Source organism: Pseudoalteromonas sp. TP27 (assembly GCF_056470645.1).
Window position 1 is genome coordinate 1 of sequence record NZ_JARDAK010000004.1, and the last position, 14,959, is coordinate 14,959.

Here is a 14,959-nt window from a genome sequence, read left to right on the forward strand (position 1 = left end):
AGATGAAATTAAAATAACCGAGTAGGAAAGGTAAATAATTAACCTAAAAGTAGATTTTATGGCACAGTTTTATTTTTTAATTAGAGTGGCTGTCTAGTTTAGTTTTTGTTTCTTACGGCATGCGCTACTGCCAATTACACCACAGGTAGTGATTTTAAAACGGATAAAGTGGATCAAATAGAAAAAGGAGTTACAACTAAAGAGCAGGTCGCTGAATGGTTTGGCCAACCGTACTCAAAAAGTGTTATTAATGGTAATCAAGTTAAGTGGCTTTATTTTTATTCACAAGGAACATCTAAAGCTCAATCTTATGTGTTTACTATGAAGGTTCAAACAGAGGGCACTCAAAAAACGCTAGATATACTTTTTGATGACGGCATTGTTTCAAACTACACCTATACCAATGGCGCAGCGCCTCAAATGAACATTAACTGATATAAATGATAAGGACGGCGTTTAGAAAGTGTTAAACGCCGTAATTAGTTAGCAGACAACAATTAAACTCACTTAAGTTTCAATTATTACCGCAGTACCTGAAGCCACTATAAATAACATACCTGATTTACCACCGCCTGATATTTCACTGTAATCTAGATCTATACCTATTACAGCGTTAGCACCTGATGCAAAGGCCTCTTTTTTCAATTCAGCTAATACGTTCTTACGAGCATCTTGTAAGGTATTTTGGATACTTTTATTTCGGCCACCGAAAATATCACTCATGCTGGCGAAAAAATCTTTGAATAAATTCATTCCATATGCGCATTCAGCAGTTATAACGTCCAATCTTTTTATAACTTTTAAATTTGATGCGGTTTCAGTAGTGAGCATAACTTCATTGGGGCTTCGGATTATTTTATAACTTTTATCAATAGGGGCTTTTTCTTGCTTATCGGTATCAAGAGCAATCTGATTGTCCTTAACTTTATTTTGCATAGTAGATAATTTAATTTTTAAATATATATCTTTAGTCGACTCTATTTTATGAGCAGTTGATTCTGATACGTTAGTTAAATGCTTACCATAAAAAAGAACGTCGTATGATGTGATATCTTTAACGGTTCGTAATCCAGCAACACCGTAATCTTTTGACTCATAGCGAAGTGATGTAGTAGTAAGGTAAAGCTCATTATTTTTTAGGTCAGTAAGCCTTTCACCAGTATTATTATTTACGATTTTACTCTCACTCAAGCCATGCTTTTTATAAATACCAGCTTGGCTATATAGTGTAGTTAAATTACAAAGAAAATTATCTTTATAAAAAATTGATGCGACCCCTTTGTAACCGTCTTTTTTTAATGAAAAACTGAGGCAGTCAATTTCGTAAGTTGTTTCCGTAAAATTATTCGTTAGACCTTTCTCATTTAAAGTCCATTCAGTTTTAGTATTTGAAGTTTTAGATTGTGTGCTATCTGATAGAAACATAACCATCCTTAGTAGTTTTAGTAATACAAGAATTGCAAAAGTAATCTCAAAACTCAAGACATTTAGTTTTTATTGTTCAAGCTTTATTAAACACGCTTCATAGCTAACTGAGCTGCCCAAAATGAGCGCTAAAAAGGGTATAATAAGAGTCCATACAGGGGGATATATGAATACATCACATAAAGTTGATAACGATAAATTAGTGTTTAAGGCGCTTGTGCTAAAGCTTAATGAATCAGGTAAATATAATAACCCTAGCTACCAGCTTTTAGTTAACCACTTGAATAACATTAACTTAAAAACTAGTTGGGGTAATAGGTGGACTCGAAAAAGCTTATTTAGGTATTTACAAAGAAATGGCTTTTCGGGTGTATGGGGGCTTAGAAAGAGCTTAGAGCAATATAGTAAGTTAGCTAAATTTTTATAGGGTATTTTCCTACTTCATAGGAAGAGTTTCGCAACCAGTACGCGCGAACAAACCTAAGCGATAAATTTTATTTCCCGACTATAAAAAAGAGTAGAGTGGCTACATATTGGCTACACACAACAAGTATGGCTTTAATGAGATGTTTTTAAATAGAGGTAAGGTGTTGATTTAATTGGTCGGTATGGAGAGATTCGAACTCTCGACCCCTGCCACCCCATGACAGTGCGCTACCAAGCTGCGCCACATACCGACTTTGTATGCAATAGTACGTGTATTTTTTTAAAAATCAATAAGCGATTGTTTGTTTGGATGTTTATTACGCAAGAGGCATAAAATAGCTCTCTTGCGGTGTATTAATTGGCTAGTCTTTATTTAACCACTTTTTGATCGAGTCATACATCTCATCTCGTATTAATGGCTGGGCTTTTTTGTTAGGGTGTAAACTATCGTTTTGCATTAGATCAGATTGGCTGGCAATATTTAGCATAAAAAAGTTCATTAAATGCGCATTTGTTTCTTCGCTAACGTCTGTAAAAGTGTCTGTAAACATTTTGCTATAACGCGGACCGTAATTAGGGGGAATGTAAATCTCCATTAAGGCGGTCATCGCATTAGCTGCTTGGCTTTTTTGAATAAGAGACGTTAAGTTAGCTTGCATTTTTTTAACTGGAAAACCACGTAAACCGTCGTTAGCACCTAGCTCAATAAGTACATGAGTGGGTTCATATTGCTCAAGCAATGCATCTAAACGACGTAGGGCGCCTCCAGATGTTTCGCCACTAATACTGGCGTTGATAAGTTCTATGTCGGTTTGTTCGTCATCGTATTTATCTTGTAACAATTTTACCCAGCCTTCTTCTTGTTGAAGTCCGTAGGCTGCACTTAAACTGTCACCGAGTATTAAAATCGTGTTGTTGGCTGCTGCGCTCAGCGGTTTGATAACTAAAAATAAAATGAATACTAAACGAAGGATTGAATGAGTCATATGTCAGCGCTTTCTCAATTAAATATAATACAAGTTAATGGTTTGTCTAAAGTAGTCTCTACCTTTGAAGGTGAGCTGCCCATCCTCAGCGACATCAGCTTTAATGTCAAGCATGGCGAGTCTGTTGCTATTGTTGGCACGTCGGGTTCTGGTAAATCTACGTTACTCAGTTTATTAGCAGGGCTGGACACTGCAAGCAGCGGCGAAATATTTTTAGATGGCGAGCCATTACACAATTTAGATGAAGAAGAACGTGCTGCACTGCGCGCGGCTAAAATTGGATTTGTGTTTCAATCGTTTATGTTAGTACAGAGCTTAACTGCACTTGAAAACGTTATGCTACCAGCAGAACTTGCTGGCGAAAGTGATGCGAAAGAGCAAGCAATAGCCCTACTTGAAAAAGTAGGCTTGAGCCATCGAATTGATCATTACCCGTCGCAACTCTCTGGCGGCGAGCAACAACGTGTTGCTATTGCGCGAGCATTTATTGGTACACCTAAAATACTGTTTGCTGATGAGCCTTCGGCTAACTTAGACAGCAAAAACGGTAAAATGATTGAATCCTTATTATTTGATTTAAATACTCAACATGGCACTACGCTTATTTTAGTTACTCACGATGAAGGGCTTGCACAAAAATGTGAGCACATTATTCAAATAGAAGCGGGTTTACTAGTAAAAAGCGAAGTAGAGGACGTTGCCGATGTGGGTTAAGTTAGCGCTTAAGTTATTTTCGCGAGAATTTCGCCGTGGTGAGTTAACCGTTATAAGCGCGGCTATCGCACTTGCTGTTTTAACCGTGCTTACACTGTCTATGGTTACTGAGCGAATAGGGAAAAGTATTGCGCAAAAAAGCAGTGCTTTTATTGCAGCAGACCGTGTACTTGCAAGCGATCATATTCTCGACACCGCTTTTATTACTCAAGCACAAAGCCAAAATTTAAAAACGGCGCAAATGGTGTACTTCGACACTATGTTGTTTGCCGATGATGAAATGCAGTTTAGCTCAGTAAAAGCGGCATCTAATGCGTATCCGCTAAAAGGGCAGTTAAAAGTTAAAGATACCCTAACCGGTGAAACTAAAGTTGCTAATAGCGGACCAACGCCGGGTAATGTGTGGCTAAGTGAGTCGGTATTTTACAGTTTAAATATTGATATAGGCGCGCAAGTAGAGCTTGGCGCTGCATTATTTAATGTTTCTAAAGTTATTGTAGAAGAGCCAGACGCGCCATTTAATGTATTTTCGAGTAGTCGCCGTGTGCTTATTAATATTGACGATGTGGCAAAAACCGAAGTTGTGCAACCGGGTAGCCGAGTTTATTACCGCCAACTTTATGCCGGTAATGAGGCCGATATAAATAGCTTTTATGAGTGGCTTAAACCACAAATGAAAGAAAACCAACAATGGTATGGTGTTAAAGACCGTCAATCACCTATTTCAAACAGCTTAAATCGCGCAGAGAGCTTTTTATTACTAGCCGGTCTATTGGGTATTATTTTGGCAGCAGTGGCTATAGCGGTTTCAGCAAAACGTTATTGTGAACGCCAATATGACCCAGTAGCGATGATGAAAACATTGGGCGGTAGCCGCTCAATGATCCGCAAAATATACATGCTGCATTTATTGCTTGTGTGTGCAATGGCGGTAAGTATTGGGCTATTAATTGGTTATGGCTTGCAAGAAATAGCAACAAGTTACTTATCAAAAAGTATGGGCACAGAGCTACCTTTAGGTGGCTTTAAACCTTGGCTGGTGGCTATAAGCACTGGCGTAATTTGTGCTGTTATGTTTTCTATTAAACCGTTGTTTGATTTATTTGATATTCCACCGCTTAGAGTGCTGCGCCGTAATTTAGGCGACAAGTTAGCAGTAAGCCGTGTGCATTTAGGTATGAGTGCGCTAACTGTGTTTTTATTAATGTGGTTATTTAGTAACAACATAAAAATAACGCTTATTTTGTTTGCCTCAACACTTGCGCTAATTGGTGTGTTGTTTTTAGTATCTAAATTAATATTTGGTGGCGGCCGAAAACTTGGCTTAAAACCAGGTAATAGTTGGTCGCTTGCAATTGCGTCTATTCAAAAGCGTGCAAACGTAAATGCAGTGCAGTTAATTAGCTTTTCGTTAGCGATTAAATTACTGCTGTTTTTAGTGGTACTTAAAAACGATATGATATCTGATTGGCAGTCGCAACTACCAGACGACGCGCCTAATGCGTTTTTAGTTAATATTACGCAAAATGAGCTTGAGCCAATTAATGAATATTTAGCTCAAAAAGATATTCAGGTATCGGAGTTTTATCCAACTATTCGTGGGCGCGTAAATGCGGTAAACGGCGAGTTGGTAGCACGTTCTGTATCGCTGCAAGATAACGAGAAAAAAGACGAAGAAGCCCGTGCAGGTATTGGCCGTGAGCTAAACCTTACGTGGCTTAAAGATGTACCAGATCAAAACGAAGTAACACAAGGCGCGTGGTTTGGTGAAAATGCAACAGCCGAAGCCTCAGTAGAGGAGTCGATGCTTGAGCGTTTAGATGTTGAGATAGGCGATACGCTTACTTTTTTAATTGGTTCGCAGTCGTTCGACGCTAAAATTACCAGTGTTCGTAAAGTTAATTGGGCTACGCTAAAACCTAACTTTTTTATTATTTTAAGCCCAGATGTACTTGCAGATTTTCCTGCAACGTATATTTCGTCGGTACGCATAAACCCAGAGCAAAAGCGTGACTTTAGCCAGTTACTGCGCACTTACCCAACTATTACAGCCATTGACATTGATAACTTTGTTAAGCAAATACAAACAACTATTTCGCAAGTATCGCTCGCCATTGGCTTTGTACTGGCTATTGTTGTGCTGTGTGGCGCGCTTGTACTTATATCGCAAGTGCAAGCTAGCTTGGGTGAACGTATGCAAGAAATTGTAATACTGCGAACACTTGGTGCTAAAAGCCGATTAATTAAAAACGCGACCCTGTATGAGTTTTTATTACTCGGTGGTTTAGCTGGTTTAGTCGCTGCATTTTTTAGTGATATAGCGCTTTTAATTGTGCAGCAACAAATGTTTGATTTAGCCGGTAAGCTACACCCACATATATGGATTATTGGGCCGGTAGCGGGCGGTGTATTTGTAGCAGGTTTAGGCTATTTAATGATTGCCCGAACACTTAAACAAAACACTCAAGGATTAGTACGTGCCCTAGGGTAAGCTTAAACTAACATGCGCCTTCTAATGCCCATCTAACACATGGGCATTTTTGTTTTTCTTTGTACTGGTAATTTATACAGTGCTCTGGCATTATTAGCGTAATTTAAAAATAACAATAATGAGAATGCAAGTTTGGCCATTATTTTAGGGATCGATCCTGGTTCACGTTTGACCGGGTATGGCGTTGTTGCCCACCAAGGTTCTAAATTTACATACTTAGGCAGTGGCTGTATTAAGTTAGCCGATCATCCTTTTCCGGTTAGACTTAAAATGATCTACCAAGGCATTACACAGCTTATTGAGCAGTTTTCGCCAGAAACCTTTGCCATTGAAAAAGTATTTATGGCGCATAACCCCGATTCTGCTTTAAAACTAGGTCAAGCTAGAGGCGCCGCGATTGTTGGCGCTGCAATGGCCGACTTACCCGTATTTGAATACTCAGCTAGGCAAATTAAGCAAGCGGTAGTAGGAAACGGTGGCGCTGATAAAACACAAGTGCAACACATGGTAAAAAATATTTTAAAACTACCCGGTACACCACAAGCCGATGCCGCTGATGCACTCGCTATTGCTATTTGCCATGCCCATTCAGAACAAAATTTAATTAAACTAGCGGGTAGCGCAAGCAAAACCGTTAGAGGACGTTTAAGGAAATAACTATGATAGGCCGTTTAAATGGTATTTTAGTCGAAAAACAGCCACCAGAAATCTTACTCGAAGTAAGTGGTGTAGGTTACGAAGTACAAATGCCAATGACCTGTTTTTACGATTTACCAAAAATTGGTGAAAACGCGATTGTTTACACGCACTTTGTAGTGCGCGAAGATGCTCAACTATTATTTGGTTTTAATAATAAAGTTGAGCGTGCCTTATTTAGAGAGCTATTAAAAGCAAATGGCGTTGGTCCTAAACTTGGTTTAGCTATTTTGTCGGGTATGTCGGCTAAGCAATTTGTGAGTTGTGTGAATAACGAAGACTCAACATCGCTTGTTAAATTACCGGGTGTAGGTAAAAAAACAGCCGAGCGTTTAGTACTCGAAATGAAAGACAGATTAAAAGATTGGGGCAATGATTTATTTACGCCATTTAGCGATAGCGCAGTAATAGAGCCAATGAGCGATGCGACAATTGCTAATAATGCAGCAGACGATGCCGTATCAGCACTGCTTGCATTAGGTTATAAATTGCCACAAGCTCAAAAAGCAGTAAAATCGATAAGCAAACCCGATATGTCTACTGAGGTTCTTATTAGAGAATCTTTAAAATCAATGTTGTGAGTAACCCATGATTGAAGCGGATCGCTTAATTGATGCGACTGAAAAAACAAATGAAGACTCTATTGATCGTGCAATAAGACCAAAACTTTTAGCCGACTACAGAGGCCAGCCTCATGTTAAGCAGCAAATGGAAATTTTTATTGAAGCTGCCCGAACCCGTGGTGAAGCGCTCGATCATTTATTAATATTTGGCCCTCCAGGACTTGGTAAAACCACGCTTGCAAACATTGTGGCCAACGAATTACACGTAAGCATTAAAACAACATCAGGCCCAGTACTTGAAAAAGCGGGCGATTTAGCCGCACTACTTACTAATTTAGAAGAAGGCGATGTACTGTTTATTGATGAAATACACAGACTAAGCCCACAAGTTGAAGAAATACTCTACCCAGCAATGGAAGACTATCAGCTTGATATAATGATTGGTGAAGGCCCAGCTGCACGTTCTATTAAATTAGATTTACCTGCATTTACACTTATAGGTGCAACCACACGAGCAGGCTCACTTACATCACCACTTCGTGATCGTTTTGGTATTGTACAGCGATTAGAGTTTTACTCTGTAGAGGATTTATCACATATAGTAGGGCGTTCAGCACATTATCTTGATTTAGAAATGTGCGACGATGGCGCAACCGAAATTGCACAACGCTCGCGCGGCACACCGCGTATAGCTAACCGCTTATTGCGCCGCGTACGCGATTACACACAGGTAAAATCTGACGGTACAGTAAACGCCGAGGTAGCTAAGCAAGCCCTTGATATGATTGACGTAGATAAAAGCGGTTTTGATTATATGGACCGAAAATATTTACTCGCCATAATTGAAAAATTTATGGGTGGCCCAGTAGGGCTCGACAATGTAGCGGCTGCTATTGGCGAAGAGCGTGAAACAATAGAAGACGTAATAGAGCCATTTTTAATTCAGCAAGGGTTTATTCAGCGCACACCACGTGGGCGAATAGTGTCAGACAGCGCATACCATCACTTTGGTTTACTTCCTAAAAAAGACTAGCCTATGTACTTTACTTGCTGTGGTTTATTGCACAGCAGGTAATTGACTTAGTATCGCTTTCTTTCAAATATTTATACAGGCTGGCATTTTACCTAAACCTCAGCACACTGTTACAAGTGTTATTTTAAAATACTTATACGCTTTATAGTTAACTGTTAATTCACAGGGCGTTAAGACTAGCGAAGCTATCCTGCGTACCATTCAAACTAGTAAGCGAATTACTTATTGTAAAATAGGTAGAGCACCAAATTGCAGGCAAAAAAAAGCCCGCAAAAAATGCGGGCAAACAACAAGTTGAAGGAAGTAATCTAGGGAACTATGTTTTACTTAATTTGGTTTTATCCACAAAGAGTAAAACAATGTAATACGATAAAATATCCTATTACTAAGAACTTGGCTTAATGAAACTATCTCATTCAGTGCGCTAGCTCGGTATGGGGTAATAATACGTAAGAACCTTTATTTGTTCAAACTAGAAAATTTGTGTTTTCGGATTAGAAAAACTAACTTGGTGAATTTTATTGTTGTTTATATCTTGAGCGTTAATTAATCGTTAAATTTATAAGTTGATGAAATTTATGGTTTAAGTTATATATTATTTTGTGGTGCGGTATTAGTTTTACTATTACGTGAAGGTAAAGCTTATAAGTTTTGAGTGTTTATGCTCTTATTTTGAATAAACGGCGCATTTTATGACGTTTACTTATATATTTACGCATATTTATAATTAGCGAGCCTAGGGTCTGTTGATCTTTTCGGATTAAAATTTGTTCAAACTAGGGGCTGTTTAATCACGGCGCTAGATTTGTAACCTAGCGGGCTCGATAACTGCTCCTGCGTTATTCTACTGACTTACATCCATGTAAGAATAAGTAAAAATCGAGCAACAAAGAGTAAATAGCCCCTAGGAAGAACCCTTTGGGCAGCGCCTGTTTGGCATTAATGCTACGTTATCGCCTATTTATGGGGAATAACCACACTGCATAGGCTCTGCCTTGCCTAAATACCAAACAGACTGCTGCAAATTCAACCTTGAAAGGTCAACAGACCCTAGTTAAAAGATTAAATAAAATACTGAGGCAAAGGGAAATGCCAACTAAAGCTGTTTTTTAACGTTTTTTGTTGCCTATTCATAGCAATACCGTTGTCAGCTTGAAATGGACTAGATACACTAGATGCAACTTTTTGACCGTGTAAGCGGTCATATTTACACAAATTAATCAATTTGCCGTATTTTGAAATTACTTAGGAGTTTAACGTGGGATCAGGGCTTAATTTTTTAGATCTAATTTTAGAAGCAAGTTTGCTTGTTCAATTAGTAATGTTAGGGCTAGTTGCCATGTCTGTAATGTCGTGGACAATTATATTTCAACGTAAAAAAGCAATATCGGATGCACTATCAAATGCTAAGAAATTTGAGCAAAAATTTTGGTCGGGTATTGATTTAAGCAAATTGTATAACGAGATATCGTCACGCAGCGGTCAGTCTCAAGGTATTGAAGCATTATTTACTTCGGGCTTTAAAGAGTTTGCTCGTCATAAAAAGAATACGTTTCAAAGTGCAAGTATTGTTATGGAAGGTACGCACCGTTCTATGCGTGTTGCGCTATCTCGCGAAATTGAAAAAATTGAATCTAGCTTATCGTTTTTAGCAACTGTCGGCTCTATAAGTCCGTATATCGGTTTGTTTGGTACTGTGTGGGGTATCATGAATGCCTTTATTGCACTAGGTGAAGTTAAGCAAGCTACATTACAAATGGTAGCACCAGGTATTGCAGAAGCACTCATTGCGACTGCGATGGGTTTATTTGCGGCTATTCCGGCTGTTATTGCTTATAACCGCTTTTCAAATAGTGTTGAAAAGCTTGAGTCTCACTATATTAACTTTATGGAAGAGTTTGCTAATATTTTACACCGTCAAGCAGCTACACAAATAGAGGCACAAGCGAATGTATCAGCGTAAAAAGCGCCGTCCGGTCGCAGAAATTAATGTAGTACCTTACATTGATGTAATGTTGGTACTACTTATTATATTTATGGCTACAGCACCACTTATTACACACGGTGTGAAAGTTGATTTACCTAAAATGGAAGAGTCTGATTTAGTTGATACTAAAGATGTTCCACCCATTATTGCTTCAATAGATGCAGAGGGTAAATATTACGTGAGCGTAGGTACCGATCCTGAAGAGCCTATGGAAGCACTTGACGTTGCTGCGGTTATAAAATTACAGTTAATGAAAAATCCTGATGTACCAGTTATGATTAAAGGTTCGGGTAAGGTGTCATATCAAGAAGTATTATTACTAATGGATTTTTTGAAAAATGCAGGCGTACCGTCAGTAGGGTTAATGACTGAATCCTTTGAGGGGAAGTAGCTGTATGAATAGTTCAGTAGTAAAATCGATAGTGCTTCATTTAGGTATTGGTGGTTTTTTGTATGCGTCTGCAAACATTCATCCGCCAGCGCCTAAGGTAATGGAAGTAACGCTTAATTCGGCTATTCCAACGCCAGATAAAGCAGTATCGGCTGTTACAGTTGATCAAAAACAAGTTGAGCAAAAAATTGCTGAACTTAAAAAGAAAGAAAAAGATAAAAAAAATGCAGAAGATAAACGTATTCGCGATTTAGAGCGCAGAGCGGCAAATGCGCGTAAACAACGTGAATCAGAAGCACGTAATATTAAAAAGTTAGAGCAACAGCGTAAAGCTAAAGAGAAAGAAAAAGCGCAAGCCGAGGCAGAAGCTAAAAAAGCACGCGCAATTGAGAAAAAAGAGCGCGCTAAAGCCAAGCAAGCCGAAAAGCAAAAGCAAGAAGCTGAAACTGCAGCAAAAGCAGCTGCTGATAAACGTAAAACCGAAGAAGACGCACTTAAAAAAGCGGAGGCTGCGCGTAAAAAACGTGAAACCGAGGCGAAAGAGCGTGCAGCAGAGGCAGAACGTAAGCGCCAGCAAGCGATGCAAGAGCAAATGTTACAAGAGCAACTTGCCAAAGAGCAGGCTGCCCGTAGTAAAATACGTCAGCAACAAGTAGTGAGCGAAGTTGATAAGTACCGAGCGTTAATTATGGCGCGTATTCAGCAAAACTTACTGATTGATCAAAAAATGAAAAACCAGCAGTGCCGAGTCAATATTCGCTTAGGCTTTAATGGTTTAGTAACGCAAGTTAAGTCATTAGGTGGTGATAAGTTAGTATGTGAAGCTGCATTAAGAGCAGTACGCATGGCCGACACATTACCGGTATCTAAAGATAGAGACGTATTCGAACAACTTAAGAATATTAACTTAACAATCAAGCCAGAATTTTAAAGGAATGATATGTTCAACAAAATAAAAATAGCCTGTTTAGTTTTACTGTTTGGATTTCAAGGTGTTGCTAATGCAGCGCTTGAAATTGTAATAACAGAGGGCGTAGACGGTGCAAGGCCTATTGCGATAGTCCCTTTTAAATATCAAGGTGTTGGTCCAATACCTGAAAAATTAAGCGGTGTTATTGCTGCTGATTTAATGCGCAGTGGTAAATTTAAACCTGTAGAAGTGGCACAAATGCCGCAACAGCCAAGTAAAGACAGCGAAATTGATTACGCGTCTTGGGTTAATAAAGGTGTTGAAGCTATTCTTGTTGGTGAAGTAGAGCAGCAAACTGATGGCCGTTACTTAGTACGTTATGAGTTAATTGATGTGATCCGTGGCCAAATTACCGGTGGCAACACGCAAATGATGAGTAATGGCAAACTAGTTAAAAGCCAAGCTCATGTTTTAGAAGCACGTGAAAGTGTTATTAGCGAAAGCGGTTTTCGTCGTTACTCGCACCGGATCAGCGATGTTATTTACGAAAAACTAACGGGTGAAAAAGGCGCGTTTTTAACTAAAATTGCTTATGTAATAGTACGAGATAATGACCCTAAACCTTATCAGTTAGTGGTTGCCGATTACGATGGTTTTAACGAGCAAGTATTACTTCGCTCAAAAGAGCCGTTAATGTCGCCAGCATGGTCACCAGATGGTACTAAGCTAGCGTATGTAACGTTTGAAAACCGTCAAAGCCAAATTTACATTCAAGACATATACACAGGTAAACGCGAAATTGTAGCAAGCTACCGTGGTATTAATGGTGCACCACAGTTTTCGCCAGATGGTAAAAAATTACTGTTAGTGCTTTCAAAAGATAAAACAGGCGCAACAGAAGTTTACATGCTTGACTTGGCTACCCGTAAAGAAACACGCTTAACAAATCACCGTAGCATAGATACTGAACCATCTTGGTACCCAAATAGCCAAGATATTGTGTTTACATCTGAAAGGGGTGGTAATGCTCAGATTTATAAGTTAAATTTAAAAACAGGTAGGTCACAACGACTTACCTTTGATGGCGATATGAACCTTGCAGGTTCTATATCACCAGATGGAAAAGAATTAGTGATGGTTAACCGTACCAACGGGCAGTACCATCTTGCTAAGAAAGAGCTGGCTACAGGTGCGTTTCAAGTATTAACAAGAACACGCCTAGATGAATCACCGAGCATAGCGCCAAATGGTTCGATGATTATATATAGCACGCTTCATAATAATAAACAGGTACTTGCGCTAGTATCGATGGACGGCCGCTTTAAAGCACGGTTACCTGTGCTAGACGGACAAGTAAAGGCACCAGCTTGGTCGCCATACTTACAGTAATATTACTGGTTTACTCAAAATAGGAATCTACTCAATGCAACTTAACAAAATACTTAAAGGCCTGCTAATTGCTGTGCCAGTAATGACATTAGCAGCTTGTAGCTCATCTTCAGATATTGACGAAGGTGCTGCAAACCAATCAAACCAAGGTGTTGTTGAGCAATCAATGAATACTGATACGGTTGAAGTAGCTACAATTTCTCCTGAGCAACAAGCAGAAGAGCAACTTCGTCAAAAGTACGAAGCACTTCGTCAAGAGCAAGTAATCTACTTTGATTTTGATACTGCAACAGTTGAAAGCAAGTACGCAGACTTACTTCGTGCACACGCTGAGTTTTTAGTTCAAAACCCATCAGTTAAAGTACTAATTGAAGGCCACGCAGATGAGCGCGGTACGCCAGAGTACAATATTGCACTAGGTGAGCACCGTGGCCAAGCAGTTGAAAAATACTTATTAAGCTTAGGTGTTTCAGCTAGCCAAATGTCAGTGGTAAGCTACGGTGAAGAGAAGCCAATGGTTAAGTCTCGCACTGAATCAGCTTTCGCTAAAAACCGCCGTGCGGTACTAGTTTACTAAGATAAGAGATATTATGAAGCCGAAAATTATTTTGGCAGCCATGATATTGAGCGGGAGCACCCAGTTAATGGCTGCTCCCGCTCCTGTTTCAGAAGCTGCAAGTTCACAATCAAGTATTGAGAAGCGATTAGCGTCGCTTGAGAATATGATGCAACAGCGTAACTTTTTACAAGTAGAGTTACAGCAACAGCTTAATTTGTTACAAGACGAAGTAAGTCAAATTCGCGGTGTAACTGAAGAGCAAAGCTACAAGCTTGAAAAAGTACTGCAGCGCCAGCGTGAGTTGTACCAAGAAATTGAAAACCGCGTTAGCCAAGCTTATACACAGCCAGCAGCTCCGGTAGCCGATCAGGCGCAGCCAAACGATGCACAGACTTATAGCAGTGATTTATCTGAAAACGAAGCGTACGAGCGTGCTGTTGCGTTAATAATGAAAGATAAACGCTATGATCAAGCAATTCCTGAGTTTCAAACGTTTTTAACTACTTATCCAAATTCTGTATATGCGTCTAACGCACATTATTGGTTAGGGCAGTTGCTTACGATTAAAAATGATGGCGTAAAAGCAGTAGAGCACTTTAAAGTGGTTGTTAACGAATACCCAAATTCGAATAAGCGCCCAGATGCCATGCTAAAGTTAGGCACACTTTTACAAGATCAGGGTTCAGCGGCGCAAGCACAAAAAATATTGAGCGATCTTATCAGTCAATACCCAAGTACAACGGCTGCAAAACTAGCAACTGATCGTTTAGGGAACTAGCGATTAAATTTTTAGTTAAGACGACCAAACTACATGAAAAGTCTCGATGAATCTTGGATTTGCATGTAGTTTGAGCACAAACGGTTTAATTTTGTGCATCTAGACATAAAAACTTAAAAAAAGAGACAATTTCGGTTGCACTCATTTTATAAATAAGTATTATAAGCGCCCGCAGCAAACGAATGGTTACCCCACTCGAAATGCGGCAAAAAGAGCGGGTTATTAGCTCAGTTGGTAGAGCAGTTGACTTTTAATCAATTGGTCGATGGTTCAAATCCATCATAACCCACCATTCTTTGAATGGTCTTTTATCGGCGGATTTACGTAGAAAACTAAGTTGTTATAAAATGCAGCGTCAGAGCGGGTCATTAGCTCAGTTGGTAGAGCAGTTGACTTTTAATCAATTGGTCGATGGTTCAAATCCATCATGACCCACCATTCTTTATTCCTTGTGAATAATGTTTGGTATCAATCGGCGGATTTACGCAAGCTTTAACTTAGCAATAAGTTAGCAACTGGAATGGGTTATTAGCTCAGTTGGTAGAGCAGTTGACTTTTAATCAATTGGTCGATGGTTCAAATCCATCATAACCCACCATTCTTTATTCTTT

15 protein-coding genes and 4 tRNA genes are annotated in these 14,959 nt (G+C 39.3%); 16 read left to right on the forward strand and 3 right to left on the reverse strand.

The features are described from left to right. The first annotated feature begins 168 nt into the window (after positions 1 to 168). Complete coding sequence (bamE, locus tag PX700_RS06470; protein ID WP_479520252.1) at positions 169 to 435, forward strand: outer membrane protein assembly factor BamE domain-containing protein; 267 nt, start codon at positions 169 to 171, stop codon at positions 433 to 435. Between the two features lie 72 nt (positions 436 to 507). Here the strand turns inward: bamE and PX700_RS06475 are convergent, their stop codons facing one another. Next, a complete protein-coding gene (locus tag PX700_RS06475) occupies positions 508 to 1,425 on the reverse strand; it encodes a YbjQ family protein (RefSeq protein ID WP_479520253.1) in 918 nt (305 codons plus the stop codon). 166 nt (positions 1,426 to 1,591) lie between these two features. Here PX700_RS06475 and PX700_RS06480 point away from each other — a divergent pair, with 166 nt between their 5' ends. Then, positions 1,592 to 1,852 carry a hypothetical protein gene (locus PX700_RS06480; protein ID WP_479520254.1) on the forward strand — a complete coding sequence of 87 codons (261 nt, stop codon included), beginning with the start codon at positions 1,592 to 1,594 and terminating at the stop codon, positions 1,850 to 1,852. Between the two features lie 173 nt (positions 1,853 to 2,025). Here PX700_RS06480 and PX700_RS06485 read toward each other — a convergent pair. Together PX700_RS06485 and PX700_RS06490 are read right to left on the reverse strand one after the other, a co-directional pair. After that, positions 2,026 to 2,102 (reverse strand) — tRNA-Pro (locus tag PX700_RS06485). A 111-nt stretch (positions 2,103 to 2,213) separates the two neighbouring features. Continuing rightward, positions 2,214 to 2,837: an arylesterase gene (locus tag PX700_RS06490; protein WP_415637607.1), complete on the reverse strand. Its 624-nt coding sequence runs from the start codon at positions 2,835 to 2,837 to the stop codon at positions 2,214 to 2,216. Between PX700_RS06490 and PX700_RS06495 the strand changes: the two genes are divergently transcribed. From PX700_RS06495 to PX700_RS06560, 14 genes are all read left to right on the forward strand, one after another. Further along, positions 2,838 to 3,551 (forward strand): ABC transporter ATP-binding protein, encoded by a 714-nt coding sequence (locus tag PX700_RS06495; RefSeq protein ID WP_165728877.1) that lies wholly within the window; start codon positions 2,838 to 2,840, stop codon positions 3,549 to 3,551. It begins immediately after the preceding gene. Continuing rightward, positions 3,541 to 6,042, forward strand: a complete 2,502-nt coding sequence (locus PX700_RS06500) for an ABC transporter permease (RefSeq protein WP_479520255.1) — start codon at positions 3,541 to 3,543, stop codon at positions 6,040 to 6,042. Before PX700_RS06495 ends, PX700_RS06500 begins: the two co-directional genes overlap by 11 nt. A gap of 132 nt (positions 6,043 to 6,174) precedes the next feature. After that, the gene (gene ruvC / locus PX700_RS06505) at positions 6,175 to 6,699 is read left to right on the forward strand and encodes a crossover junction endodeoxyribonuclease RuvC (RefSeq protein ID WP_002960649.1); all 525 of its coding nucleotides are present in this window, start codon (positions 6,175 to 6,177) and stop codon (positions 6,697 to 6,699) included. Positions 6,700 to 6,701: 2 nt separating this feature from the next. Further along, positions 6,702 to 7,319, forward strand: a complete 618-nt coding sequence (gene ruvA / locus PX700_RS06510; RefSeq protein WP_002960647.1) for a Holliday junction branch migration protein RuvA — start codon at positions 6,702 to 6,704, stop codon at positions 7,317 to 7,319. 7 nt (positions 7,320 to 7,326) lie between these two features. Continuing rightward, a complete protein-coding gene (gene ruvB / locus PX700_RS06515) occupies positions 7,327 to 8,334 on the forward strand; it encodes a Holliday junction branch migration DNA helicase RuvB (RefSeq protein ID WP_138585712.1) in 1,008 nt (335 codons plus the stop codon). 1,258 nt (positions 8,335 to 9,592) lie between these two features. Next, complete coding sequence (gene tolQ / locus PX700_RS06520; RefSeq protein ID WP_007580384.1) at positions 9,593 to 10,297, forward strand: protein TolQ; 705 nt, start codon at positions 9,593 to 9,595, stop codon at positions 10,295 to 10,297. Beyond that, entirely contained in the window at positions 10,284 to 10,712 is a 429-nt protein-coding gene (tolR, locus tag PX700_RS06525; RefSeq protein WP_149592638.1) for a protein TolR, read from the forward strand. The genes tolQ and tolR overlap by 14 nt, the downstream gene beginning before the upstream one ends. A 4-nt stretch (positions 10,713 to 10,716) precedes the next feature. Further along, positions 10,717 to 11,643 carry a cell envelope integrity protein TolA gene (gene tolA, locus PX700_RS06530; RefSeq protein ID WP_415637605.1) on the forward strand — a complete coding sequence of 309 codons (927 nt, stop codon included), beginning with the start codon at positions 10,717 to 10,719 and terminating at the stop codon, positions 11,641 to 11,643. Positions 11,644 to 11,652: 9 nt separating this feature from the next. Then, positions 11,653 to 13,011 carry a Tol-Pal system beta propeller repeat protein TolB gene (gene tolB / locus PX700_RS06535; RefSeq protein ID WP_165740652.1) on the forward strand — a complete coding sequence of 453 codons (1,359 nt, stop codon included), beginning with the start codon at positions 11,653 to 11,655 and terminating at the stop codon, positions 13,009 to 13,011. A gap of 34 nt (positions 13,012 to 13,045) precedes the next feature. Next, positions 13,046 to 13,588 (forward strand): peptidoglycan-associated lipoprotein Pal, encoded by a 543-nt coding sequence (gene pal, locus PX700_RS06540; RefSeq protein ID WP_149592635.1) that lies wholly within the window; start codon positions 13,046 to 13,048, stop codon positions 13,586 to 13,588. Between the two features lie 13 nt (positions 13,589 to 13,601). Continuing rightward, positions 13,602 to 14,348 carry a tol-pal system protein YbgF gene (gene ybgF, locus PX700_RS06545; RefSeq protein WP_415637604.1) on the forward strand — a complete coding sequence of 249 codons (747 nt, stop codon included), beginning with the start codon at positions 13,602 to 13,604 and terminating at the stop codon, positions 14,346 to 14,348. Between the two features lie 216 nt (positions 14,349 to 14,564). Further along, positions 14,565 to 14,640, forward strand: a tRNA-Lys gene (locus PX700_RS06550). A gap of 70 nt (positions 14,641 to 14,710) precedes the next feature. Next, positions 14,711 to 14,786: transfer RNA gene (locus tag PX700_RS06555), tRNA-Lys, on the forward strand. Positions 14,787 to 14,870: 84 nt separating this feature from the next. Continuing rightward, positions 14,871 to 14,946 (forward strand) — tRNA-Lys (locus PX700_RS06560). The last annotated feature ends 13 nt before the right edge of the window (positions 14,947 to 14,959 follow it).

Bases quoted from the DNA above. Each gene is read 5' to 3' on its own strand.
- tolR (WP_149592638.1), top strand. From the start codon at position 10,284: ATGTATCAGCGTAAAAAGCGCCGTCCGGTCGCAGAAATTAATGTAGTA.
- tolB (WP_165740652.1), top strand. From the start codon at position 11,653: ATGTTCAACAAAATAAAAATAGCCTGTTTAGTTTTACTGTTTGGATTT.
- PX700_RS06490 (WP_415637607.1), bottom strand. From the start codon at position 2,837: ATGACTCATTCAATCCTTCGTTTAGTATTCATTTTATTTTTAGTTATC.
- tolA (WP_415637605.1), top strand. From the start codon at position 10,717: ATGAATAGTTCAGTAGTAAAATCGATAGTGCTTCATTTAGGTATTGGT.
- pal (WP_149592635.1), top strand. From the start codon at position 13,046: ATGCAACTTAACAAAATACTTAAAGGCCTGCTAATTGCTGTGCCAGTA.
- PX700_RS06475 (WP_479520253.1), bottom strand. From the start codon at position 1,425: ATGTTTCTATCAGATAGCACACAATCTAAAACTTCAAATACTAAAACT.
- PX700_RS06480 (WP_479520254.1), top strand. From the start codon at position 1,592: ATGAATACATCACATAAAGTTGATAACGATAAATTAGTGTTTAAGGCG.
- PX700_RS06495 (WP_165728877.1), top strand. From the start codon at position 2,838: ATGTCAGCGCTTTCTCAATTAAATATAATACAAGTTAATGGTTTGTCT.
- ybgF (WP_415637604.1), top strand. From the start codon at position 13,602: ATGAAGCCGAAAATTATTTTGGCAGCCATGATATTGAGCGGGAGCACC.
- ruvA (WP_002960647.1), top strand. From the start codon at position 6,702: ATGATAGGCCGTTTAAATGGTATTTTAGTCGAAAAACAGCCACCAGAA.
- ruvB (WP_138585712.1), top strand. From the start codon at position 7,327: ATGATTGAAGCGGATCGCTTAATTGATGCGACTGAAAAAACAAATGAA.
- PX700_RS06500 (WP_479520255.1), top strand. From the start codon at position 3,541: ATGTGGGTTAAGTTAGCGCTTAAGTTATTTTCGCGAGAATTTCGCCGT.